The organism is Luteibacter sp. HA06 (assembly GCF_054061215.1).
The window spans coordinates 522,209-544,366 of sequence record NZ_JBSSDZ010000001.1; the positions used below are offsets into that span (position 1 = coordinate 522,209).

A 22,158-nucleotide genomic window follows, 5' to 3' on the forward strand; every position below is an offset into this window, starting at 1 on the left:
GAGGTAGGGCGCCTTACTTCTTTTTCGATTTGCCGGCGAGGATCGCTTCGACGGCCTGTTGGGTCATCGGGTGGTAGCCGCTCTTCGCCTTGGCATAGGTGGCTTTCGCGAATGCCAGGCCTTCCGGCGTGCGAGCGAAGGCGCGGTAAACCGGCGTGGTCAGGTACAGGCGACCGATGCGCGTCATGTGCTCGGCAGCAGCCGTCCATACGTCCTTGTCGCCGGCGGCGATGGCGTGCGCATACCAGCGCATGCCGATCTCTGCGTTAGGCGTGCCGGTGAGGTGCCATGCGGCGTCGATTTCCTTGATCTTCGGCAGCGGCGTCACGTCGGGCAGGCGATCGAGGAAGTACATCCATTCCTGGGTGTTCCAGCTCTTCGCATCCAGCTTGTCGGCGGCGAGCTTGCCGGCAAGGAAGTCGGTGCGCTGCTTGTCGATACCGTCGAAGCGTGCGGAGGTGGGCAGCGGCGCATCCTTCGGGATACCCGGCTGCCAGATCCAGGCGCGTGCCTCGGCCTCGCTCATCTTGCCCGGGTATTTATCGAGCAGGTTGGCCTTGAGGTAGGCGAACATCGTGTCCGTATCGATGCTCTGGAAGGCAAAGTGAGCGAAATAGCCCTTCAGGTAAGCATCGAAGGTCTCACGACCGAAGCGAAGTTCCAGGGTGCGCAGGAACCACGAGCCCTTGTCATACGCGACCGATGACAGCGAATCGTCCGCGCCCACGCCACGTGCATCCGGGGTGAGCTTCTGCGAGTTGGCCGGCATGTCGCCGATGGACTTCTGTAGCGCGCGTGCGGAGAGGAGTGCCTCCTCGTCGGCCAGCGCCTTACCGTACACGGCTTCGGTAATGCGACCCTGCACGTAGGTGGTGAAACCTTCGTTCAACCAGATATCGCGCCAGGCGGCGCTGGTCACCAGGTTGCCCGACCACGAGTGAGCGAGCTCATGCGACACCAGCGAGACCAGGCTCTTGTCGCCGACCAGCACGGTGGGCGTGGCGAAGGTCATGTTCGGGTTTTCCATGCCGCCGTACGGGAACGATGGCGGCAGGACGAGGATGTCGTAGCGACCCCACGCATACGGACCGTAGAGCTGTTCCGTCGTCGCGATGAGCTTCTCGGTGTCTTCGAACTCGTGGGCGGCCTTGCCGACCACGCTGGGCTCGGCATAAACGGCACTGCGCGGACCGGTTTCCTTCACGGCGATATCGCCCGCGGCGATCGCCAGCAGGTACGACGGAATCGGATGCGGCTGGTCGAACGTGAAGTCGCCATTGAGCGGATGCTTCGCATCGTTGATGGCACTCATCACCACGCGCACATCCTTCGGCGCGCTGACGTGTGCGTCGTAGGAGAAACGAATGGCCGGGGAGTCCTGCAACGGCACCCACGAGCGCGCGTGGATCGACTCCGACTGCGAGAACATGAAGGGCTGCTTCTTGCCGGCGGTCAGGTCCGGCGTGAGCCACTGCAGGCCGGAGGCCTCGGGCACCGTCGTATACGCGATGCGGACGCTGCCCGGATGGGCCGGCGCTTCGATGGTCAGCTTCGAGCCCAGTTCCTTGTCGCGCGGCGCAAGAGCGAACTTCAGCGGCGACGTCTTGCCTGAGCCGTCCACGGCCTCGACGCTGGCGATCTTCAGGTCGCGCGTATCGAGGACGAGATCCTTTGCTTTGGCATCCTTCCAGTCCAGCTTGAGAGTGGCCTGGCCCGCCAGCTCGCGCTGGCCGAAGTCCAGCTTCAGGTCGAGGTCGAGGTGGGTGACCTTGACGGCGTCCGGCTGGGCGTAGGAATGCGGGTCGGCGGCGAAAGCCACCACAGGGAATGCCATGGTGAGGGCGAGGATCGGAAGCAGACGCATCGCGGGGATCATCCGGTGGAAGGAGATCCCCAGTATGCCACCCCTGTCAGAGCTTGTAGGCGCGATGGATCGCGACGATGCCACTGGTCAGGTTGCGGACTTCGACGTGGCCAAAGCCAGCCTGGAGCATCATGCCCTTCAGGGTTTCCTGGTCAGGATGCTTGCGGATCGATTCCGCCAGGTACTGGTAACTGTCGGCGTCACCGGCGAAAAGCTTGCCCAGGCGCGGCAGGATCTTGAACGAATGCACGTCGTAGAGCTTCGAGAGCACCGGGCTCTGCACCTTGGAGAACTCCAGCACCAGGGCGCGGCCACCGGGCTTGAGGATGCGGTGCATGTCGGCCAGGGCTTTGTCTTTGTCGGTGACATTGCGCAGGCCGAAGGCGATCGTGACCGCATCGAAGCTGTTGTCCGGGAAGGGCAGCATCTCCGCGTTCATCTGCGCCCAGCGCAGGCCGGAAACGAGGCCGCGATCGGTGAGGCGGTCGCGCCCGACGCCGAGCATGGCGGCATTGATGTCGCCGACCACGACTTCGCCTTCATCGCCGACGACCGGTTTGAGCAGCGCGGCGATGTCGCCCGTGCCGCCGGCCAGATCCAGCACGCGGTCGCCGCGGCGCACGCCGCTGACGGCCACGAAGTGGCGCTTCCATAGCCGGTGGACGCCGAACGACATAAGGTCGTTCATCAGGTCGTAGTTGCGTGCCACGGAGGTAAACACCTGGCCGACAAGCTTTTGCTTGTCGGCCAGGGGAACATCGCGGAAGCCGAAATGGGTAGTTTTCTCGTTCGCCATGCTTCGCATGTTACTCCCGATCGACCCCTTCAGGCAGCCGCCGCCCGGACCTTCAGCGGCGCAGCGCGGGAAGCGAGTGGGGTTGGCCCCCGCGGCGCCCGGTGCTGACGACCTCCCCGATGGGCACGTAGATCGGCCGCTCGCTCTGCAGCATGTACTGGTATTCGCCGCTGGGCAGGAGGCGCCGACGCACGTTGAATCCGAAGCTCCAGGAGGGGATGACGTGATGCCGTCCGACGCGTTGGGACTCGCGCGGCGTGATGTCGATCAGCACCCAGTAGCCGAGCGGGTCACGTTGTCCGGCACGATGCACCGGTGACACGCCCAGGGCTTCGGACAACCGGCTCGTCGGTGTTTCCGGGGGAAGTACCGATACGGGGTAGGTGCGCGTGCCTTCGGCGCTGGCGCCGGCCGCAGTATCGCGCCCCAGCGTGACACCCTCGCCACTCGACCCTGGCCGGAGTTCCCGCTGGAATCGACGCTCGCTGAAATACCAGACCCGCGCCGGCCATTCGTCGGGAGGAACGGCTTCGGTGGCCGGCAAGAGATCGGTCACGGCGTTGTCCGCGGATGCGTTCCCCAGTCGCCGGGGCAAGCGCGGTGCGTTCCTCGCCGTGGCGATAGCTTCATCCCAGCGGCCTTGCTGGCTGGACGTCAGCGCCGGGGAGGGCAGCAGCGGGTCGCCAGTGGATGAGGATATGGACGGCGACTGGACGTCGGCGTTCGTCGACGACAGGCGGCGGCCATCCGGCCCGGCCCACCCATGGATACTCAGTACATCGGCGCGCTCCGTGGCGAGGGGAAACCGGGCGTCCAGCTCGTGCAGGAACACGCGCCGTTGATGGACGCTGAGTTCCGCGACGTCCGGATGGAGGTGGGGATCCATGAGCAACGCGCTGCGGGTCTGCACGGGAAACTGGAGTTGCGCCCCGTCGCTCCTGATACGTACCGCCGCGCTTGGATTGTCCACCAGTGCGGCGGTGATTTCGGCGCGCATGGGCTCCATCAAGGCGGGCAAGGGCAGTTGTACCGGTGGACGCGGGCCCGGGACAACCGGCGGCGCAGCATCGCCTGCGGGCGCGGCAGCCGCCTCGACCACATCGTCACGAACCAGGAGACGGTTCAACTGCCGACGTAACCGGCGCATGCCGCCCTGCAGGCCGACCTCCCGGGCATAAACCCATCGACCGTCGATCTGTTCGATCACCGGCCCGGTAAAGCGGGCATCCAGGGCGCCCCGCGCAGGGGCGAGACGCCAGCGACCATAGTCTGTGTCGCGGCGCACGAGATACATCGTGCCGCCCTGCTCGATGTAGGACTCCCCCCGCACACGGAAGATGCCTTCGTCATCCGGTTTGCCCGGTTTCCGTAGACGATGCACCGCGTATCGATCCTCGAAGCGGACCTCCGCTGGCGCCAGCCGTACCGGTGTCCCGGTAACGCCTTGCTTTGCTGCGCGGGATCGGACGATGGCCGTTGCGACGTGCCGGCCACCGATAAGCGGTGGCGCAACAAGGGCGAGCGCATTCACGTAGGCATCGGTGAAGGCAACGAATGCCTCGCCGGTGTCGCCGGCTTTCATGTGGTCGTAGAGGCGCCAGGAAGCTTGCGCCATGCGCGCCAGACTGGCCGGTACGTCGGTCAACATCGTCGACGCAAGGTGTGCGGTCGGGCTGCCATTCAAGCGGTGCTGAAGATGGCCGAGCATCGCGTCTCCGTCGGCGTCAGACGTGGAGCGGGCGAGGAAGCGCGCATCGCGGCGATGTTTCCCGACCGTCGTGTCGTAGGCCTCAGCAAGGAAATCGCCTCTCACCTCGCGTTCGTCGAACGGCTCGGCGGTAACGGTATACGCTGCATCCCGGGGGGCGCCGAGCACCCAGTGAGCGAGGCGGTCTCCGGCAAACTCGCGCGTCGCGCCGTTCGCTTGCACCGTAGCAAACTCGGCGGGGAGGCGATCCAGCAAGTATTCGCGAAAGGCGGGATGGTAGAGAAAACGCTTCGCGGCATCCTCGCGCGTCTCAAACTCGCGGTACGAAACGCCGTCCGGCGCGTCAGGGGTGTACATGACCAGGCGCGGCGCGCTCTGCGATGCACGCGAAGCGAAAATGAGTATGCCGTCCAATGGCACCTTTCGATAAGTGAGCTGGGAGACGGCGATGGCATGGTTGCCAACGCGTCGCTCCCCGGCCGGGGTGTCCAGTGCGGCTTCAACCCAACGGAAACCCCTTTCTTCCCGATCGTCGATGAACGAGGGCGGATCGCCGGGCACGTGATACGCCAATCTCGATTCGGCGGCTTCCAGACGCATCTGCGCCGTGCGCACGTGGATGGCCAACTTGCGGGCGAGCGCCGCGGTCGGTCCCTGTCGAAGGGTTTGCTCGATATACGCCTGGTAACGGTTTACGAGATCCAGTTGGCGAACCATCTCGCGGATGGCCCCGCTGCCGAGGCGGTCGCGCATCGACTGGCCTTCGCCGTCCACGGCAGACAAGGTCTCCAGGGAGAAGCGACCCACGTTCTGCGATGCCAGGTCGATCAACGACACCCGGCGAGCCTGTGTCGTTCCGGGCAATGGATCGAGCGCAGCGAGGGGCTCGGGGAGGACCTTGATCCGCGCGATTTCCACGGTGATCGCTTCGGGCGACTCGTCGACGCCCAATGCGGCGAGCCTCGCCGCAAGTTCGCGCGAAGCGAAAGCACGCATGGTCAGGGGAGCCTGCACGCCCGCGCCCGCGCGAAGCATCGTCGCCGTCGCCAGCGAGTCGTTGTACGCGTCGCGCGCTTCGTACCAGTTGGCGCGAACATCGCTCGGTACGCTCGCGAGGCGATTGGCGATGACTGTCTCGAGCAGGTGAGCTTCGCGCAGACCTTCGATAGCGTCGATGTCCAGCATCCCGGCCGTCGACAGCTCGTAGCGGATGCGATCGGCGAGATCCTTTGCCGCGTCCGGTACATCGCTATCGAGATCGTAGTCGTCGACGGCGAGTGAGATGCGTTCGTGTTGTACGTCGATCATGCGACGTGCCAGCGTCGAGAAGACATCGCCAGAGATAAGGCGCGATCCCACCGTTCCACGGCGCTTCGCCTCGGCAAACGCATCGTTCTGCAGTCCGGTGCCATCGGCGGCGTCGACGGACTCCAGCAAACGACGACGTGCCGTTTCGAGAAGGCGGTCCAGCGAGTCGAAGGCCTCCCAGCCGCCGCGCGCGGTGAACAACAGGGCGAGGTCTGGCCTTCCGTCCGCGACGACGATCAGCGAGCCGGCGTGCGGTGTATCGCCGAAGATGAGTTCGCGCGCATGCAGGTCAGGGGCGAGTACGCCGTCCTGAGCACCGACTACTCGCATCGCGACAGACGTCGCGATGTCTTCGAGGGTTCCGTCGAGACCGCGCAGGAGGGCTTCCTCCTTCATTACGCCGGCCACGTAACGGCCAAGAAGTGTGCTGCGCGTCGCGCCATCGATCGTTTCCGGCGCAGCCCAGAACCCTGGCAGCGCGCCCAGCAATTGCCGGGCCCCCTCGTCAGTGGCGTCGATAAGGACGGGTTGCGCTGCGAACAAGCGCGCAAGCTCATTGCGCGTGGTTTCAAGGCGGCGCAACGCGTCGATCGAGCGTTGTCCCTCGGCTTGCGTTATCTCGTGGGGTGTCGTGGTCTGGACGTCCATGTCGTTTCTCCTTGGCTGGCATGTCGCGGGGGATTCCGGCCATACAGCCTAAGTGTCCGCGCTAATCCTGGATGTCCGCGTAACCCTGCGAGTGGTGGCAGCGTCGGCCGCGCGATCGCCCCCTTGTCCGCCGACAAGGCGTGGCTACGGAAAGCGAAGCCCGGTGCGGAATTCGCCGGGCCGCAATGCAATGCCCGCGAGGTCTCGCTGCCGCCGGGGCGACAGCGGCGCGATGTCGCGGTGCGGCGCCGGCAAGGTCGGTTTGATGACGAATTCGAGCCCCGAGCGATGGGCCACCGTGTAAACATTGAATTCATACGTGCCGTCCTCTCTCTGCCGGTTGCGCAGCTTGTTGAGGTCTATCTCGACATAAGCCCCGGCGATGGTCCGCAGCTTCTCGTCGGTGAAGGTGTACGCACGGGTCTTGCCCCGCATTACCTTGACGATTTCCCTCGAAGATCGACCCGGATCGAGCGTCATCACGTGTAGTCCCGACGGCCCGGTCGCGGATGGAAGCGATTGATTAAGCGTGAGCGCGGTTCCCTTGAACATGTCGTGCCGGTACGGCGTGGTGTAGTGCCAGACGGTGCCGGGCTCGGTCGCGATCCACGCCTGGAGTGCGGTCAGGCGATCGTAGTGCTTCGTCGCGTCGTCATAGGCACTTTGTGTGAGCGCAGGAGGCGCCTGAGGCGGCATCATGTCCATGGTGATTTCCTTGTCGTGGTGGACCAGCGGCGCAGTCTAGGCGCAAGGAGGGACACGCACGGGTGGCCGTCACGAGGCATCGTGAGTGGGTTGCACCGGACCTGGATTCGGAGGGACGAGCGTGTCGCGCGCTGCCAGCGTTGGCGGAGCGGCCCACACGGCTGCCACCGGGCGAGACGCCCGGTGTGATGCTGATGAAGGCTTACAGGTGTTTCAGTCGATCACGCGCACATCGCAACGGCAACCGCCGCAATTAGCAGCGCTCGACGTCGGTTCGCTGCGTCTGTTTCGCTTACGCGCTCAGTGGCCGCTTTCGTGTCGCGCGTGTTCGTTGGCGACATGCCGGTCGTGCAGCGATTCGGCGGCGGTCTCGCCCGGATCGTCCGGCGGCCGCGCGTCGAGATCCCGGTCGTTCTCGCCACCCGGGGTGATCTTCAGGATGGAATGGCGCACTTCGCGCGCGAGGATCACGCGTGCATCGCGCACCATGTCTTCGAGCGCGTCGCTGAAATCGAGCTTGCCAGCCTGGTCGGTCCAGACCACCTTCACTTCGCGCAATTTCTGGATGAAACCGCGGAACAGGGCCTTGTCGAAGAACTCCGGCGCGGACAGTTCGTTGAGCAATCCAAGCCGCTGTGCCGTGAGCGTGCAGGCGGTTTCGAGCTCGCCCGAACTCATGGTGTGCGGGCCGTTCTTCACGAGGGCAGCGATAGCGATGTAATAGCGCTCGAAAGCCTGCAGCATGCTGCGTGCGATCACGCGGAGCTGATAGGCGCCATCGTCCTGACCCGGTCCGCGCTCGAGCACCCGGCCTTCGCTGCTGGCTTCGAGGATGCCGCGGCGAACGAAGAACTCGATCGTCTCCTGCACCTGCTGGGCAAAACCATCCTGGTCCCAGGGCAGGAACAGTTCACCCTGGATAAACGGATAGATCAACTTGCCCAGTCGCATCACGGACGAACGCGACATGCGCCGGTTGTTGAGGAAGCATGCAGCCACCCAGGCGGCCGCCGCATTGAGGTGCAGCACGTTGTTGCGGAAGTAAGACAGCAGCACCGCCTGCTCGCCCTCGGTGACGAGCACATCACCCAGGGGATGGCGTACGCGACGAATCCAGCCCATCTGCTCGCCATAGGCAACGACGCCTTGCGGATTCATCGGCGTGATGGTGACGCGGTCGGAATAAGGTAGTTCCTGGAACAACGACTTGGTCAGTTCGATCTGGGCAAGAAGGTCATTCTCGGCCATCGCATGCTTGGGCGTGGCCAGCAGCGCCAGAGCCAGCAGGTTGATCGGATTGACGTCGGCTGCGCGGTTGATATTGACCTGGATGCGTTCGGCGAGGTCGTCGACCAGGCGGCTCATCCATTCCGGCTTGGCATCATGTTCGGCGGTGGTCTCGCGCCAGTCGGGCGCGACGGTGTCGAGCATGGGCGTGAGCAAGATGGGTTCGCCAAAGTTCAGCGTGACGTGGCCGTAACGCTGGCGCAGGACCTTCAGGCCGCGGATCAGGCCGAGCAGCGACTCCTTTTCCTTTGGCTTGCCGGACAACTCGCCCGCATAGGATTTGCCTTCCATCAGCTTCTCGTAGCCGATGTACACGGGCTGGAACAGGACAGGGCGGCGCGGCGCGCGCAGGAAGGCGCGCAGCGTCATCGCCAGCATGCCGGCGCGTGGCGCGAGCAGACGCCCGGTGCGCGAGCGGCCACCCTCAATGAAGTATTCCAGGGGCACGCCGCGGTCGACCAGCTGGGCGAGGTATTCGTTGAAAACCACCGAATACATGGCATTGCCCTTGAAGCTGCGGCGCAGGAAAAACGCGCCGCCGCGACGGAGGATCGGGCCGACGACCGGGAGGTTGAGATTGACACCCGCGGCGATATGCGGTGGCACCACGCCCGAGTGATGCAGCTGGTACGAGAGCAGAAGATAATCGGTGTGGCTGCGATGGCAGGGCACATAGATCACTTCATGACCCGGTGCCGCGGCGCGGGCCTTGTCGAAGTGGTGCATGGCGATGCCGTCGTACAGCTTGTTCCAGAAATTCGAGAGCAGGAACGAGGTCGACCGGACCACCGGGTGCGAATAATCCGCGGCGATCTCGAGGGCGAAATCGCGCGCCCGCCGTTCTGCCTTCGCCAAGGAGATGTTTTCCTTGCTGGCCGTGGCGGCGACCGCGTCGCGCACCGGCTCGGTATTCAGTACCGCATCGACAACGGTGCGGCGATGCGACAGGTCCGGACCGATCACGGCCGCACGGATGCGGCGGAAATGCGTGCGCAGCACGCGGGCTATCTTGCGGGTCAGGCGTTCCGGGGAGAGGCCATGCGAGTCGGCGAGCACGCTGCGCAGCGATACCGGCGCGGAGAAGTGAACCACCGTGTCACGGCCGTTGAGCAGCAGGGCGAGCATGCGCCGGAAGCGGCCGACAACCAGCCAGTTTTCCGCAAACAGCACGCTGAACCAGCCACTCTCCCGATTGGGGGCGCGCCCGACGTAAATGGAGACGGGGACGACCTGGATATCGCGTTCCGGGTCATCTTCCAGCGCGCGGATGAGCTGGCCGATCGGCTCCTTCGGTCCGCGTGTATCCGTGCGTCCGAACAGCCAGCCATGACGGCGACTCAGGGAAAACACGGAGCGACGACGGCGGCCCGGAAGTTCCAGTAACTGCATCGGGCTGGGCAGGCCACCTTCGCGGCACGCGCGCTCGAGGATCAGCGCATCGGACGTGCCGTTGCGCTCGATGGCGTAGCAGACGGCGGCGCCGCTCTTGAGCAGCGCGGTGGGTTCAGCGGGCTCGCGCTTGATCCGAACCCAGGGTTCGAGAAGCCGACTCAGCAGCTTGAACCACCAGGGCGAACGGGCGACATGGACGTGCGGATCCGCACTCATCGGAATTTCGGGCATGGTGGGATTGTACGGCTTCAGCGGGGCCGGGCGGCTGCAACCGGTGCGACGTCGTTTCGCGGCGGTGGGGCGGCGGTGCCGGGCAGGGCCGGCACGCTGACCGCCGGAGCAGGCTGCGCGGGCGGGTTGAGCTGGAGATGCCGGGCGCGAACGCTCTGCAGCAGGTCGCTGTCGTACCAACGGCCGTCGAGCAGGACCAGGGTGGCGTCCGTCTGAATGGGCTTGTCCAGCAAGGTATACGTGATCTTTACGTGCGCCGATCCGCCGCTGTTTTCGAGGGTGTCGATGCTGATCGACTCGAAGCTCTTGTCGATCGACAAGCCGTAAACGGCGAACAGACGCTTGAATCCCAGCCACGCTGTGGACCAGGTGGCCATGGACTGCTCGAAGTTCATGGCGTGCAGCGCATCGGGCGTGGACAGATTCGCCTTGCGAGCGGTGTCGACCAGAATCCCGATCGCCTCTTTCGCCTTGGCCTGATCGCCCCAGGCCACGGTCTGCGTCCAGGGCGCGACGACGTTCACCGCTTCGCGAAGCTGCCGTTTCTGTGAGGCGGTCAGATCCTTGGTTTGCTCGACAGCGGTCAGCGCCATCGACTGGCCGACGCCGGACAGCAACGGCATCTGGTCTTTGTAATCGCGATCGAAATGGACCAATGTCGGCCGAAGGTCGGCAAACAGCTTCTTCTCCGCATCGGGCTCGGTCAGCCTTTTGACGCCGGCCTCGAACTTCGCGCGGTCGTCGTCGTCGAGGGGCTCGGTGGGAGCATTTCTCTTGACCCAGTCGGTGCGCAGGGCGGCGAAGTCCGCCGGTGGCAGCGCGTGCCTCCAGAACATGTCGAACTTGCCGTCGCGGATGAGATCCAGCGAATCACGCATGGCGTCTTCCGGAGAGCCGCCTCCGGGCGTACCTGGGGCGTCCTTCGGCTTGTGGTTGCAAGCGGAAAGCAGGACGACTGCCAGCAGGAGTATCCAGGCCAGGTGCGATGAGCGGCGCATGGGGGCTTCGTCGTCTTCGGGGAGCGGGGACGGGGAGCGTACAAGAAAAAACCCCGGAGGCTCATCGCTTCACGGGGTTATCCAGCCCGAGGCCGGTAAGGGAAATGGCCTTGCCCGCGTTGCTTTTGGCGCTACGGGTTTCGGCAGAGGAATAATAGTTAAATAACATTGCTAAAGCAATGCCTTAACTTAACCACTATAACTCTTTGATTTTACTTGCTGCGTAGCGACTCTATCTTCTTCTGGCGGCGTTCGCCGCGGGGAAGGCCGAAGTCGTTGTCGAACAGCGCTGGCTCCCAGCTACCGTAGGTCGGGTTAGGCAGGACGAACCAACGCTCGCCGATCCAGTCGGTATAGGGTGCCATGGCCTTGGCCCGGCCCTCTGCGTTATTGCCCAGGATATTGGCAAAGTCGCCGATCTGGTCGCCGAACTGCATCAGGACGCGATAGTTCTTCGCGACCAGCTGGCGGCGACAGCCTTTTTCGCTTCCCACCTGCTCGCAGCCCTCGACAAAGGTACCCAGGCCCAGGAAGGAGTCCTTTCCAGCGACCGGGAACCCAGCCGAACGCAGGTTGGCCAGCGTCGACTCGTCGAGGTCCTTGGCGCGATTGGAAATGTAGATCACGGCGATGCCGTGATCGGCAGCGAACTTCGTGAACGCTACGGCGCCGGGCAGCGGCCGCGCGATGGCTTCCTTGCACCACGCGGCCCAGTCGGCCTCATTGAACTCACCGCCGGCGCGAATGAGCCGCGCCTGGTACGGGGAGTTGTCGAGCGCGGTTTCGTCGATGTCCAGCACGACGGCGGGCTTCAGGCCCTTGAGCGACGCGTGCGCTGCGCGGTCGTCTTTCGGTAGCGCGTCCCAGGTCGGATCCTGCTTCGCTTTGAGAAGTTTCTCCTGTGCGTCGCGATAGGTCTGCAGATAGATGAAGTCGTGCTCGCTGGCGTTCTGCGACCAGGCCACCGCGTTCAGGTTGTCGTCGGCGGCAGGACCGGTAGCGGGGGGCGTCGCGACAACAGCAGGTGCGGCCGGTGCCGTAGCGCTCGGCGCACGCGGTGCGGCGGCACAGCCCGCGAGAGCCAGGGCCGTGGCGAGCGCGGCCGGAACAAACTTCATCATGGAAACCCCTAGTGAAACAGGCAACGTCGCCCGTGGGCCGGCGATTGTCCGGAGAGTTTACGACAGCGTGACGACGGGACGCACGCCTCTGGCGTTCCGCCCCTGCGTCCTGACAGACTGCGGCCTCATTCACGACGAGGTCTCTCATGGACGTCGCCACCCCCCGGACCAACGTCATCCGCATCGCCAGCTACGTGGCGATGGGGCTCGGCCTCTTCCTGGTGCTCTACCTCCGCCTGCTTCCCGCGTTGCTCGCCGGCCTGCTCGTGTACGAAGTGGTCGTGTCAGTGGCGCCCCTCATGGGTCGCCGGCTGTCGGGCGACCGTGCGCGGGTGCTCGCGGTCGCCCTGGTCGCGATCGTCGTCGTCGGCCTGCTCACCTTGCTCATCCTTGGGGGCATTACCTTTTTCCGAAACGAGATTGGTAATCCCGAGGACCTCTGGCAGAACAAGCTGATGCCCCTGGTCGAACGCGCGCGCGAGCAGATGCCGCAAGCCATCGTTGGCCGCCTGCCGGAAAGCGTGGATGCCCTGCGCGTTACCGCGCTCGAATGGGCACGTACCAATGCCGCCACCTTGCAGCTGGCCGGCAAGGAAGCTGCCCGTGTTCTCGTGCACATCCTCATTGGCCTCGTGCTCGGCGCCATCGTGGCGCTCAGTCGCACACGTCCGTCACATCAGGTCGGTCCGTTTGCGGCGGAGCTGAGTCTGCGCAGTGCGCGGCTCGCCGATGCGTTCCACAACATCGTCTTCGCGCAGATCAAGATTTCCCTGGTGAATACCCTTCTCACCGCGATCTACCTGCTCTGCATCCTGCCGTTGTTCGGCGTTCACCTGCCGCTTACGAAGACGTTGATCGTGATCACCTTCCTGGTCGGCCTGCTGCCGGTCATCGGCAACCTTCTGTCGAATACCGCGATCACCATCGTTGGCTTGTCGGTGTCGCTGTACGTGGGCATCGGCGCGCTGGTCTTTCTGGTCGTGATCCACAAATTAGAATATTTCCTCAATGCGCGCATCGTCGGCAGCCAGATTCGTGCCCGTGCCTGGGAGCTTCTGGTTGCGATGCTGCTATGCGAGGCAGCCTTTGGCCTGCCTGGCGTCGTCGCAGCGCCGATCTTCTACGCCTACCTCAAGGCTGAACTGGAAGCCGGGCGCTTGATCTAGCGTTCATCGCCGGCCTGCTGGAATCCCGCCAACCTCAAGGAGCTTCAGCATGGTCAGCACGCCAGGCGATTTGCGACACATCCGCATCGCGACCTACGTCCTCGCAGCGCTGGCGCTGTGGGGCGTCCTGATGCTCCACCTCGTATCGGCCCTGTTGGCCGGCCTGCTGGTGTACGAGGTGGTCGAGGCACTCACGCCTCTCCTTCGGCGTGTCATCCCCGGCGAACGCGCGCGGCCGATCGCCGTCGCCTTCGTCGCCGTGGTGGTGGTGGGAGCGCTCATCCTGATCGTGGTCGCCGGGCTCGGATTCTACCGTCGCGACATCGGCGATCCCCAAGAGCTTTGGGACAGCAAGCTGCTGCCGTTATTCGACAAGGCGCACGAGCAGTTGCCTGCCTGGTTGACGTCACGCCTGCCGGACACCTTCGGTGACTTTCGCGAAAAGGGGATGGGCTGGGCGCACGAGCACGCGGGCGACCTCAAGCTGATGGGCACGACGGCGGCACGCGTCTTCGCCCATGTCCTGATCGGCCTCGTGCTTGGTGCGATCGTTGCGATCTCCCATGGCTCCGGCGGACGTCCGGCGCGCCCGCTTTCCTTCGAGCTGTCGACCCGCGCGATGCGCCTCGCCGATGCCTTCCACAACATCATTTTTGCGCAGCTGAAGATCTCGGCGATCAACACGACGCTGGCGGCCTTGTTCCTTTTGGTGGCGCTGCCGATCTTCGGTATCCACGTGCCGCTGGCCAAGACCCTGGTGATCCTCACCTTCGTCGTCGGGCTCCTGCCCGTCGTCGGCAACCTGGTCTCCAACGTGCTGATCACCATTGCCGGCCTGTCGGTATCGTTGTGGGTCGGCGTCGCGGCGCTAGGATTCCTGATCGTCGTCCATAAGCTCGAGTACTTCCTCAACGCAAAGATCGTCGGCGGTCAGATTCGTGCGCGAACGTGGGAGTTGCTGATCGCGATGCTCGTTTTCGAGGCGGCGTTCGGCCTGGCGGGCCTGGTGGCGGCGCCGATCTACTACGCTTATCTGAAGAGCGAGCTCGAGGCCGAGGAGCTGATCTGACTCAGCTGCCGCCGGCGAGCATCGCGCGGATGCGCGCCATATGCGTAGCCGCGGTTTCCATCTTCACTTCGGCGTCCGCTTCGGGGTCCTTTCCGTCCCAGTGCAGGTCGTCCTGCGGGAGTTCCTCCAGGAAGCGGCTGGGGTCATTCGACAGCACTTCGCCGTACTTGCGCGACCTGGCCGAGAACGACAGCGTCAGCATTTCCTTGGCGCGGGTGATACCCACGTACATCAGTCGACGTTCCTCATCGAGGCGGCCTTCGTCGATCGCGCCTTCGTGCGGGAGCGTGCCGTCCTCGCAGCCGACGATGAAAACGAAGCGGAATTCCAGGCCCTTCGCCGAATGCAGGGTCATCATGCGCAGCGCGTTGCCGGGGTCGTCGCGATCGGCATGGCTGAGCAGGGCGAGTTGGGCGGCGATGTCGCCCGTCCGGCCGCCGTCCTTGCCCATGGCGCGGAACCAATCGGCAAGTTCACGCAGGTTGCCCAGGCGCCGTTCGCGTAGCACTTCGTCGGGCGTCGAGGCGGCGATCTGCGCGCCGTAACCCGTCTTTTCGATGATCGTGGTGACCAGGTCCGCGGCGCTCAGGTGATTGGCGTCGCTGCGCAGTTCGTCCATCAGGCGCGAGAAACCCGCCAGTGCGGACGCGGGACGTGACGAGATCGTCTTGAGCACGGAATCACTGCGCGTGGCCTCCAGCAGCGAGGCGTTGCGTGTCTGCGCCATCTGGCCGAGCTTCTCGAGCGAGGTCGAGCCGATCTCACGCTTGGGTACGTTGACCACGCGGAGGAAGGCGGCATCGTCGGTCGGGTTGGTGAGCAGGCGCAGGTAGCAGAGGATGTCCTTCACTTCCGCGCGGTCGAGGAAGGACAACGCGCCGCTCAGGTGGTACGGCACCTTCGCCAGGCGCAACGCCTTTTCCAGGACGCGCGCCTGGAAGTTGCCGCGATACAGAATGCAGAAGTCATCCCAACGCGCACCCTTTTCCTTGTATCTCTCGTGCAGGTTCGAAGCGATCGCTGCGATGCGCTCGGCCTCGTGATCGTTATCCTTGCACTCCAGCACGCGAATCGGCGGACCTTCGACGTGATCGCTCCAGAGCTTCTTGTCGTGCACGTGCGGGTTGTTGGCGATCAACTGATTGGCGGCGCGCAGGATGCGCTTTGCGCAACGGTAGTTCTGCTCAAGCTTGATCACGCGCAGGTTGGTGAAGTCGCGGCCGAGCTGGTCGATATTCTCCGGGTTGGCGCCGCGCCAGGCATAAATGCTCTGATCGTCGTCGCCGACGCAGGTGAAACGTGCCTTTGGCCCGGCGATCGCTTTCAACAGCCGGTATTGCGCGTCGTTGGTGTCCTGGTATTCGTCGACCAGAAGGTAGCGGAGGCGTTCCTGCCAGACGGCACGCGCATCGTCGTCGGTTTCCAGGATGCGCAGGGGCAGGCGGATAAGATCGTCGAAATCCACCGCATTGAACGCGGCGAGCCGCTGCTGGTAAAGGTCGTAGATCGTCGCGGCCTCGATCTCGCGAGGGCTGCGCGCCGCCGCCATGGCTTCCTCGGGCGTGAGGCCGCCGTTCTTGGCCTTGCCCACGAGGTTGCGAATGCCCTGAATGACTTGCGGCTTGACGCCCTTGGGCGAGAGCTCCTTGATCATGTTGGCGCTGTCATCGGCGTCGAGCACGGAGAACCCGCGGCGCAATTGCGCGCGCTCGTGTTCTATCTGCAGGAATTTCAGGCCGAGCGCGTGGAACGTGCAGACCGTGAGTGCCTTGGCCGACTCCGCGGAGATCAGCTTGCCCACGCGCTCGCGCATTTCCTTCGCGGCTTTGTTGGTGAAGGTGATCGCCGCGATCTTCTCTGCCGCCAGGTGTCGGCGCGAGATCAGGTGCGAGATCTTTTCCGTGATGACACGGGTCTTGCCGGAGCCGGCGCCGGCCAGCACGAGGAGGGGGCCGTCACAGTATTCGACGGCCGCGTGTTGTTGCGGATTGAGCATGTGGGATCGGCCGGACAGGGCAGCGGACGAGGTCACGGATGGTAGCAGGTGGGAACGCGGCCGGCAGGGGTGCCGGCAGGCTCATGGAGCGCGAGACAGGATGTCGGCTGCCAGCCGGCGCGGGCTTGGCGCTACCATGTGCGGTCACGCACCGGAACGACCGCATGGCCAAGCTCTACTTCTACTACTCGGCAATGAACGCCGGAAAGACCACGACGCTGCTGCAGAGCGCGCACAACTACCACGAGCGCGGCATGCGCACGCTCATCCTCACGCCCGCGCTGGACAACCGCTACGGTGAAGGCATCGTCGCCTCGCGGATCGGCCTGCAGGCGCGGGCCATGCGTTTCGCAGGCGAGGAGAACCTCCTGGAGATCGCCGAGCGGGATATCGCCAGCCGCGGCCCCCTGCATTGCGTCCTGGTCGACGAGGCGCAGTTCCTCAGCAAGGCGCAGGTCTGGCAGCTTTCCGACGTGGTCGACAAACTGGGCATCCCGGTGCTCGCGTACGGCCTGCGCACGGACTTCCGTGGCGAACTGTTCGAAGGCAGCAAGTACCTCCTGGCCTGGGCGGACAACCTCGACGAAATCAAGACCATCTGCCACTCCGGCAAGAAGGCGACCATGGTGGTCCGCGTGGATGAACACGGCCGGGCCGTGACCCAGGGCCCCCAGGTTGAGATCGGCGGTAATGACCGCTATGTCTCCGTGAGCCGCGCCGAGTTCAAGAGCATCACCGGCGGCGATGGCCGTATCGAGCTGCAGCAATCCGTGCTGCCGCTCGGCGAAAGCGACCCTGACCAAGGAAAAAGCACGTGACCGAGACGACGAACACCGCCGCCGCATGGCCGCGTCCGCACTGGCAGCCCAGCGAGGAGCAAGCCGTACTGCTTTTCTTCGTGTTCGGTGCTTTCCCGGAAGACCTGGTTATCCCGGCGGCGCGTTATGGCAGCCCGGGCCTGCCCGAGGGCGTGGAGCTGCAGCGTTTCCAGAACGCCGTGCTTTCCCGCTGGGAAGGCTATCCGCTATCCGGCGCTCTCGGTGAACTACTGAAGGAAGACAGCCCGGAAGCCTACGCTGCAGCGAAGGTCGCACCCCACGTCATCGCCATTCGCGGGCGCTTCCCCGATAGCGATCATCTGGATTACCTGCGCGACACGCTCGGCGTCGTCGCCGCACTGACCGACATCGGCGGCAAGGTCATCATCGATCCGCAGATCCTCTCGCTGTTCGACGCCGCCTCCTGGCGCGATCACTATCTCGTGCAGGGTGGTGCGCCGACGCGTCATCACGTGCTGATCCTGTGCAGCCCCGAGGAGACCAAGGGGCGTTCATGGATCCGCACGCGGGGCATGCGCAAGTTCGGCCGTCCGGATATCAGCCTGACCAACGTTCCCGACCGCGAGATCGATCGTGCAGGCGCGCTGTCCGAACGACTCGTCGATCTCGGGGCGCTCGGCTCGCACTTCGAACAGCACCAGACCTTCGAAGTGGACGGCGTGGAGGGTGGCCTCACCGTGGAACTCTCCGGTGACGAGAGCGATCCGGCCTTCAATAACAGCCACGCAGCGATGCGCTGGCCGGACTGAGCGTCCGGCCGGGCGTGATCAGCGCTGACAGCTCGGGCAGTAGAACGATGCACGCTGCCCGAGCGTCACGACACGGATCGACGTGCCGCACACCTTGCAGGCTTCGCCGGCACGGCCATAAGCAAACAGTTCCTGGAAAAAATACCCGGGTGCACCGTCCGGCGCGAGGAAGTCGCGCAGGGTGGTACCGCCACGGGTGATCGCGTAAGCAAGAATGCGTTTCACCTCATCCGCGAGCTTCGCATAGCGTTCCCGCGACACCTTACCCGCCGCCCGCCGCGGGTCGATGCCTGCGGCGAACAGTGCTTCGCTCGCGTAGATGTTGCCCACGCCAACGACGACGGTGTTGTCCATGAGGAAGGTCTTCACCGAGGCCGTCCGACCGCGTGAAAGTTTCCACATAAGGTCGCCGTCGAAGTCGTCCGTGAGTGGCTCCGGCCCGATGCCGTCCAGCAGCTCGTGGGTTTCGCCAGGCATCTGCCAGAGCAAGGCGCCAAAGCGACGCGGGTCGGTGAAGCGCAGAACACGCCCGGTATCCATGGCGATGTCGACGTGATCGTGCTTAGCGATCGGCGTGTCCGCTGGCAGCACGCGCAACATGCCGGACATGCCCAGATGGAGCAGTGCCGTGCCTGCCTGGGTACGCAGCAGCAGGTACTTCGCGCGGCGATCCACTTCGTCGATCACCTGCCCGGGGAGCAGGGTGGATATCTCCGGCGGAATCGGCCAGCGCAGGTCTGGGCGTCGAAGCACGACGCCGGTGACGCGGTGGCCCTCCAGGTGCGGGGCGATACCGCGGCGGGTGGTTTCGACTTCAGGGAGCTCGGGCATGTCCGGAAGATGGGGTGTTTCGGGTCGTCGGGCAAGCGCCGCCGGGGCTCACGGCATCGGTTTCAGGGTCGTGGGGAGCGCCTGCGTCCGGGGCGCGCGGGGCAGCGCCTGCGCGGGGACAAAGGCCACGCGCTGCCCGACGCGGGCATAGCGCTGCTTGCCCAGGGCTGTCATCTCGCCGAATTCGATGCGGGTGCTGTCGATTGTCAGGACGGCGATGGGTGGTGCGAGACCGACCCTGGCCGGGTCGAAGTCGGTAGCGGGTTTCCAGTCCGTGACCGGCGTCGCCGCCAGCGAAGCCAGTTCCTCGGCCCGGCCCTCGTCGGTGGCGGCGGTATCGAGGTTCACCCAGCGGCCGTTCCGGCGTTCGAAGTGCTGGTCGGGCAGGCCTTTCAGGCTCACCGCCATGTGCGTCGCCGTATCGGGATCGAGCGAGGTCAGGGTGTGCTCGCGCGCGTCCGCCTCGTCGGCATGCCACTGCCAACCGACCGCGCCAAGCAGCAGCAAGACCGCCGCGGCAATGAGAATTCGCCGTGTCACCTCAGCGCCTCCGCCGGCGCCATGCGATGCCCGCGCCCAGGCCGAGGAGCAACGCGGGCAGGGCGATCAGGAAGCCGAAGGTCAGCGCATTGAGGCCATCCTGCGAGAGTGAAATCACGCGGTCGGGCGCACCACGCGTTGGCAGATCCACCAGGACGTCATCGCCGAGCAGCCAGTCGACGATACGTTCGCCGAGCGCGCGATTTCCGCCGTTGCCGACGTACGTGTTCGAGATGAAATCGCCATCGCCGATCACCACCGCACGCTGCTCGCTTTTCACCGGGCTGGGCGACAGGCGGTTCAGCGCAAAGCCAAAATCCAGTGGTCCCTTGAGCTCGCCGGCTTCCGGATGGAACGCGATGGTCGAGGGTTTGTCGTTGTCTATGCCATTGAAAGCCGTCCAGCTGCGCTCGCCCGAACGCAGGAACGGGACGACAGCCCAGTCGTGATCGGAGACCTGGGCCAGCGCGGCCGTCTGCGGAAAGAGGCTGGTATCGCGAAAGCCACGAGTGATGGCATGGAAGGGATACTCGCCGACCACCACGATGCGGGGGTCCTTCACGTTGAGCGTGCTGCCTTGTCCGTCGACGAGGACACCGGGGAGAACGCGTATGCCGAGCACGTCGGCAAGCGGGCCGGTGCCGAGATCGGCGTTGCCGGGCTCCGCCAGCCACAGCAGGTTCCCGCCGGAGCGGACGTAGTCGACAAGGGCGGCGATGCTTCCAGCGGGCAGGGACGCCGTCGGGCTTGCCAGCACCACGAGGTCGGTGTGCTCGGGAACGCCCTGGGTCTGGCTGAAATTCAACGGCACGGCGCGGATGCCGCGACGCTCCACCTGGCCCATGAACGTGCCCAGGTCGGCGTTGGCGTGGCCATCGGCCTGTCGCTCGCCATCGCCGGTGACGAACGCGACCACACGCTCGCCGCCGCGAGCCAGTCGCTCGAGCGCGTTCGACAGGTTACGTTCGTTGATCGGGCTTTCGACACGTTGCTCGCGGCCGGCATAGCGCACGAGCAAGGCACCGTCACCGGCAATGCCGAGCTGGCGCGACGCCGCCGGGTCGAGGTCCGGGTCGACGAAGGACAGGGTCAGGTCTTTCTTCTCGCGGGTGTACCGCTCCATCACCGCCGCGACCTGTTCGCGCAGCGGGCCCGTCGGTGAGAGGTATCCCACGACCTCGACCGGGCCCTTGAGTGTGTTCAGGACGGCCACGCTTTCGGGCGCCAGGCTGGCGCGCGCGCCGCGCGTCCAGTCGGAGGTCCACACATGGCGGGAGCTGAGAAATCCGATACATCCCGTGGCGACGACGAGGGCGAGCAGGATGAGCCAGCGATCGAGACGGCGCATTACTGACGCTCCCTGTCGCCGGCAAGCCGGCGGGTGGCGAGGATCAGCGACAACGCGATGGCGAGCGCGAACCAGACCAGGTCACTGGAAACCACGAGTCCACGCAACAGGTTTTGCAGATGCGTTGCCATGGTCAGCCATTCGAGGAAACCGCCGCTCACGCCGGCGGCCTGTGCGCCGCGGTCGATCGTCCAGAGCACCAGGGTCACGATGAGCGCCATGGCCGCGGAGATCGCCGGGAACGACGTGGCCGCGGAGCAGGCCACGCCAATGGCGGCGAGGGTGGCCAGGAGCAGCGCGGTGCCGAGCGTCGCCGCGGCGAGCTTTCCCCAGTCGGCGGTGGATTCCGCGCCGACCACTAAGGGCATCGCCAGCGTCGCCACCAGCCAAAGGCCGAGCCACAGGAGCACGGCGAGGTACTTGCCGAGCACGATTTGCCATGGAGCGAGCCCGGTCGAGGCGAGAAGGGCCAGGGTGCCGGTTCGCCGTTCCCCGGCGAGCAGCGACATGGTCATCAGTGGGACGACCAGGAAAGCCAGCTTGGCCAGTTCAGCCAGCAAGGGAATGGCGACCAGATCGGTGAAGCCTGGTGCGTCCGCGAGGCCGGCCAGTTTCATCTGGGCACCGAGAAACTGCCCCAGCCCAAGAACGAAGGTCCAGGCCAGCCACGCAATGGTCAGGGCAGCGATGGCCCACGCCAGCGGGCGCACGGCCAGCCGGCGCAGTTCGAGACGGGTCACGGCGCCAAGGCTCATGCGCCCGCTCCCGTCGCAATACCGAAGAAGATCGATTCCAGCGTCTTTCCGCCTTCGTCGTTAAGCAGGGGGGCGTCGTGACGAAGCCGGCCCTCGTGAAGGATCGCGACCCTGTCGCACACCGCAACGACTTCGCCCAGCACGTGGGTGGAGAGAATGACGGCGGCTCCCGCGGTGGCACGCTCGCGGATCAGCTTGCGCAATTCGCCGACCTGGACCGGATCAAGCGCGTTGGCGGGCTCATCGAGGATGACCAGGGCGGGTTCGTGGACCAGTGCACACGCCACGCCGAGGCGCTGGCGTTGGCCCTGGGAGAGCACGCCGGCGAGGCGCCGGCGCAGGTCGCCCAGCTGGAGACGGCCGATGATCGCGTCGGCGGCTTTCCGCGCGGCGAGCCGGGACGCGCCACGAAGCCGCGAGAACGCCAGCAGGTGTTCGTCGACGGATAGTTCCGGCCACAGCGGGGCGGCCTCGGGCAACCAGCCGATCAGCGTTCGGGCTATACCGGGCTGCGACACGAAGTCGCGACCGTCGAGCCGGATGCTCCCGGTTTCCGGGCGCAGGGCGCCGGCCAGCATGGAAAGCGTGGTCGATTTTCCGGCGCCATTGACGCCGAGGAGGCCGAGGACTTCACCCCGGTTCAGGGAGAAAGAGACGTCGGCAACCGCCGCACGCCCGGCCCGGCGCCGGGACAGCCCCGCGACGTTCAGGAGCGGAATGCCGGTCATGCGGCTACGTCGCCGAACTGCTGGCTATTCGCGGGATCGTGTGGCCAACGTACGGGCCTGGCGAGATGTGGCTGAACGG

17 protein-coding genes are annotated in these 22,158 nt (G+C 65.2%); 4 read left to right on the forward strand and 13 right to left on the reverse strand.

Features of this window, described 5'->3' with window-relative positions; all coding sequences use genetic code 11:
• Window positions 1-13: 13 nt before the first annotated feature.
• The 7 genes from ACVWWJ_RS02290 to ACVWWJ_RS02320 form a co-directional block, all read right to left on the reverse strand.
• Entirely contained in the window at window positions 14-1,864 is a 1,851-nt protein-coding gene (locus tag ACVWWJ_RS02290; protein WP_456966625.1) for a M1 family metallopeptidase, read from the reverse strand.
• 46 nt (window positions 1,865-1,910) lie between these two features.
• Window positions 1,911-2,660 carry a bifunctional demethylmenaquinone methyltransferase/2-methoxy-6-polyprenyl-1,4-benzoquinol methylase UbiE gene (gene ubiE, locus ACVWWJ_RS02295; protein ID WP_456966626.1) on the reverse strand — a complete coding sequence of 250 codons (750 nt, stop codon included), beginning with the start codon at window positions 2,658-2,660 and terminating at the stop codon, window positions 1,911-1,913.
• Between the two features lie 52 nt (window positions 2,661-2,712).
• A complete protein-coding gene (locus ACVWWJ_RS02300) occupies window positions 2,713-6,324 on the reverse strand; it encodes a dermonecrotic toxin domain-containing protein (RefSeq protein ID WP_456966627.1) in 3,612 nt (1,203 codons plus the stop codon).
• Window positions 6,325-6,468: 144 nt separating this feature from the next.
• Entirely contained in the window at window positions 6,469-7,029 is a 561-nt protein-coding gene (locus tag ACVWWJ_RS02305; protein ID WP_456966628.1) for a hypothetical protein, read from the reverse strand.
• 300 nt (window positions 7,030-7,329) lie between these two features.
• Window positions 7,330-9,939, reverse strand: a complete 2,610-nt coding sequence (plsB, locus tag ACVWWJ_RS02310) for a glycerol-3-phosphate 1-O-acyltransferase PlsB (RefSeq protein ID WP_456966629.1) — start codon at window positions 9,937-9,939, stop codon at window positions 7,330-7,332.
• A 17-nt stretch (window positions 9,940-9,956) separates the two neighbouring features.
• A complete protein-coding gene (locus tag ACVWWJ_RS02315; RefSeq protein ID WP_456966630.1) occupies window positions 9,957-10,937 on the reverse strand; it encodes a hypothetical protein in 981 nt (326 codons plus the stop codon).
• A 212-nt stretch (window positions 10,938-11,149) separates the two neighbouring features.
• The gene (locus tag ACVWWJ_RS02320) at window positions 11,150-12,058 is read right to left on the reverse strand and encodes a 5'-nucleotidase, lipoprotein e(P4) family (protein WP_456966631.1); all 909 of its coding nucleotides are present in this window, start codon (window positions 12,056-12,058) and stop codon (window positions 11,150-11,152) included.
• 146 nt (window positions 12,059-12,204) lie between these two features.
• Between ACVWWJ_RS02320 and ACVWWJ_RS02325 the strand changes: the two genes are divergently transcribed.
• Window positions 12,205-13,224, forward strand: coding sequence for an AI-2E family transporter (locus ACVWWJ_RS02325; protein WP_456966632.1), 1,020 nt, complete (start codon window positions 12,205-12,207; stop codon window positions 13,222-13,224).
• Between the two features lie 49 nt (window positions 13,225-13,273).
• Complete coding sequence (locus ACVWWJ_RS02330; protein WP_456966633.1) at window positions 13,274-14,293, forward strand: AI-2E family transporter; 1,020 nt, start codon at window positions 13,274-13,276, stop codon at window positions 14,291-14,293.
• Between the two features lies 1 nt (window position 14,294).
• Here ACVWWJ_RS02330 and ACVWWJ_RS02335 read toward each other — a convergent pair whose 3' ends face one another.
• The gene (locus tag ACVWWJ_RS02335; protein WP_456966634.1) at window positions 14,295-16,289 is read right to left on the reverse strand and encodes a UvrD-helicase domain-containing protein; all 1,995 of its coding nucleotides are present in this window, start codon (window positions 16,287-16,289) and stop codon (window positions 14,295-14,297) included.
• Window positions 16,290-16,453: 164 nt separating this feature from the next.
• Here ACVWWJ_RS02335 and ACVWWJ_RS02340 point away from each other — a divergent pair, with 164 nt between their 5' ends.
• A complete protein-coding gene (locus ACVWWJ_RS02340) occupies window positions 16,454-17,107 on the forward strand; it encodes a thymidine kinase (protein ID WP_159896602.1) in 654 nt (217 codons plus the stop codon).
• A complete protein-coding gene (locus tag ACVWWJ_RS02345; protein WP_456966635.1) occupies window positions 17,104-17,877 on the forward strand; it encodes a hypothetical protein in 774 nt (257 codons plus the stop codon). The genes ACVWWJ_RS02340 and ACVWWJ_RS02345 overlap by 4 nt, the downstream gene beginning before the upstream one ends.
• A gap of 18 nt (window positions 17,878-17,895) precedes the next feature.
• Here ACVWWJ_RS02345 and mutM read toward each other — a convergent pair whose 3' ends face one another.
• Genes mutM through ACVWWJ_RS02370 form a run of 5 tightly spaced genes read right to left on the reverse strand, consistent with a single transcriptional unit; the run spans window position 17,896 to window position 22,079 of the window.
• Entirely contained in the window at window positions 17,896-18,708 is an 813-nt protein-coding gene (mutM, locus tag ACVWWJ_RS02350) for a bifunctional DNA-formamidopyrimidine glycosylase/DNA-(apurinic or apyrimidinic site) lyase (protein WP_159896592.1), read from the reverse strand.
• 48 nt (window positions 18,709-18,756) lie between these two features.
• Entirely contained in the window at window positions 18,757-19,248 is a 492-nt protein-coding gene (locus tag ACVWWJ_RS02355) for a hypothetical protein (RefSeq protein WP_456966636.1), read from the reverse strand.
• Window position 19,249: 1 nt separating this feature from the next.
• The gene (locus ACVWWJ_RS02360; RefSeq protein ID WP_456966637.1) at window positions 19,250-20,596 is read right to left on the reverse strand and encodes a GldG family protein; all 1,347 of its coding nucleotides are present in this window, start codon (window positions 20,594-20,596) and stop codon (window positions 19,250-19,252) included.
• A complete protein-coding gene (locus ACVWWJ_RS02365) occupies window positions 20,596-21,351 on the reverse strand; it encodes an ABC transporter permease (RefSeq protein ID WP_159896586.1) in 756 nt (251 codons plus the stop codon). Before ACVWWJ_RS02365 ends, ACVWWJ_RS02360 begins: the two co-directional genes overlap by 1 nt.
• Entirely contained in the window at window positions 21,348-22,079 is a 732-nt protein-coding gene (locus ACVWWJ_RS02370) for an ABC transporter ATP-binding protein (protein ID WP_456966638.1), read from the reverse strand. The genes ACVWWJ_RS02365 and ACVWWJ_RS02370 overlap by 4 nt, the downstream gene beginning before the upstream one ends.
• Between the last annotated feature and the right edge of the window lie 79 nt (window positions 22,080-22,158).

Bases quoted from the DNA above. Each gene is read 5' to 3' on its own strand.
- ACVWWJ_RS02340 (WP_159896602.1), top strand. From the start codon at position 16,454: ATGGCCAAGCTCTACTTCTACTACTCGGCAATGAACGCCGGAAAGACC.
- ACVWWJ_RS02360 (WP_456966637.1), bottom strand. From the start codon at position 20,596: ATGCGCCGTCTCGATCGCTGGCTCATCCTGCTCGCCCTCGTCGTCGCC.
- ACVWWJ_RS02305 (WP_456966628.1), bottom strand. From the start codon at position 7,029: ATGGACATGATGCCGCCTCAGGCGCCTCCTGCGCTCACACAAAGTGCC.
- ACVWWJ_RS02320 (WP_456966631.1), bottom strand. From the start codon at position 12,058: ATGATGAAGTTTGTTCCGGCCGCGCTCGCCACGGCCCTGGCTCTCGCG.
- ACVWWJ_RS02325 (WP_456966632.1), top strand. From the start codon at position 12,205: ATGGACGTCGCCACCCCCCGGACCAACGTCATCCGCATCGCCAGCTAC.
- ACVWWJ_RS02300 (WP_456966627.1), bottom strand. From the start codon at position 6,324: ATGGACGTCCAGACCACGACACCCCACGAGATAACGCAAGCCGAGGGA.
- ubiE (WP_456966626.1), bottom strand. From the start codon at position 2,660: ATGGCGAACGAGAAAACTACCCATTTCGGCTTCCGCGATGTTCCCCTG.
- ACVWWJ_RS02365 (WP_159896586.1), bottom strand. From the start codon at position 21,351: ATGAGCCTTGGCGCCGTGACCCGTCTCGAACTGCGCCGGCTGGCCGTG.
- plsB (WP_456966629.1), bottom strand. From the start codon at position 9,939: ATGCCCGAAATTCCGATGAGTGCGGATCCGCACGTCCATGTCGCCCGT.
- ACVWWJ_RS02335 (WP_456966634.1), bottom strand. From the start codon at position 16,289: ATGCTCAATCCGCAACAACACGCGGCCGTCGAATACTGTGACGGCCCC.
- mutM (WP_159896592.1), bottom strand. From the start codon at position 18,708: ATGCCCGAGCTCCCTGAAGTCGAAACCACCCGCCGCGGTATCGCCCCG.
- ACVWWJ_RS02330 (WP_456966633.1), top strand. From the start codon at position 13,274: ATGGTCAGCACGCCAGGCGATTTGCGACACATCCGCATCGCGACCTAC.
- ACVWWJ_RS02290 (WP_456966625.1), bottom strand. From the start codon at position 1,864: ATGCGTCTGCTTCCGATCCTCGCCCTCACCATGGCATTCCCTGTGGTG.
- ACVWWJ_RS02315 (WP_456966630.1), bottom strand. From the start codon at position 10,937: ATGCGCCGCTCATCGCACCTGGCCTGGATACTCCTGCTGGCAGTCGTC.
- ACVWWJ_RS02370 (WP_456966638.1), bottom strand. From the start codon at position 22,079: ATGACCGGCATTCCGCTCCTGAACGTCGCGGGGCTGTCCCGGCGCCGG.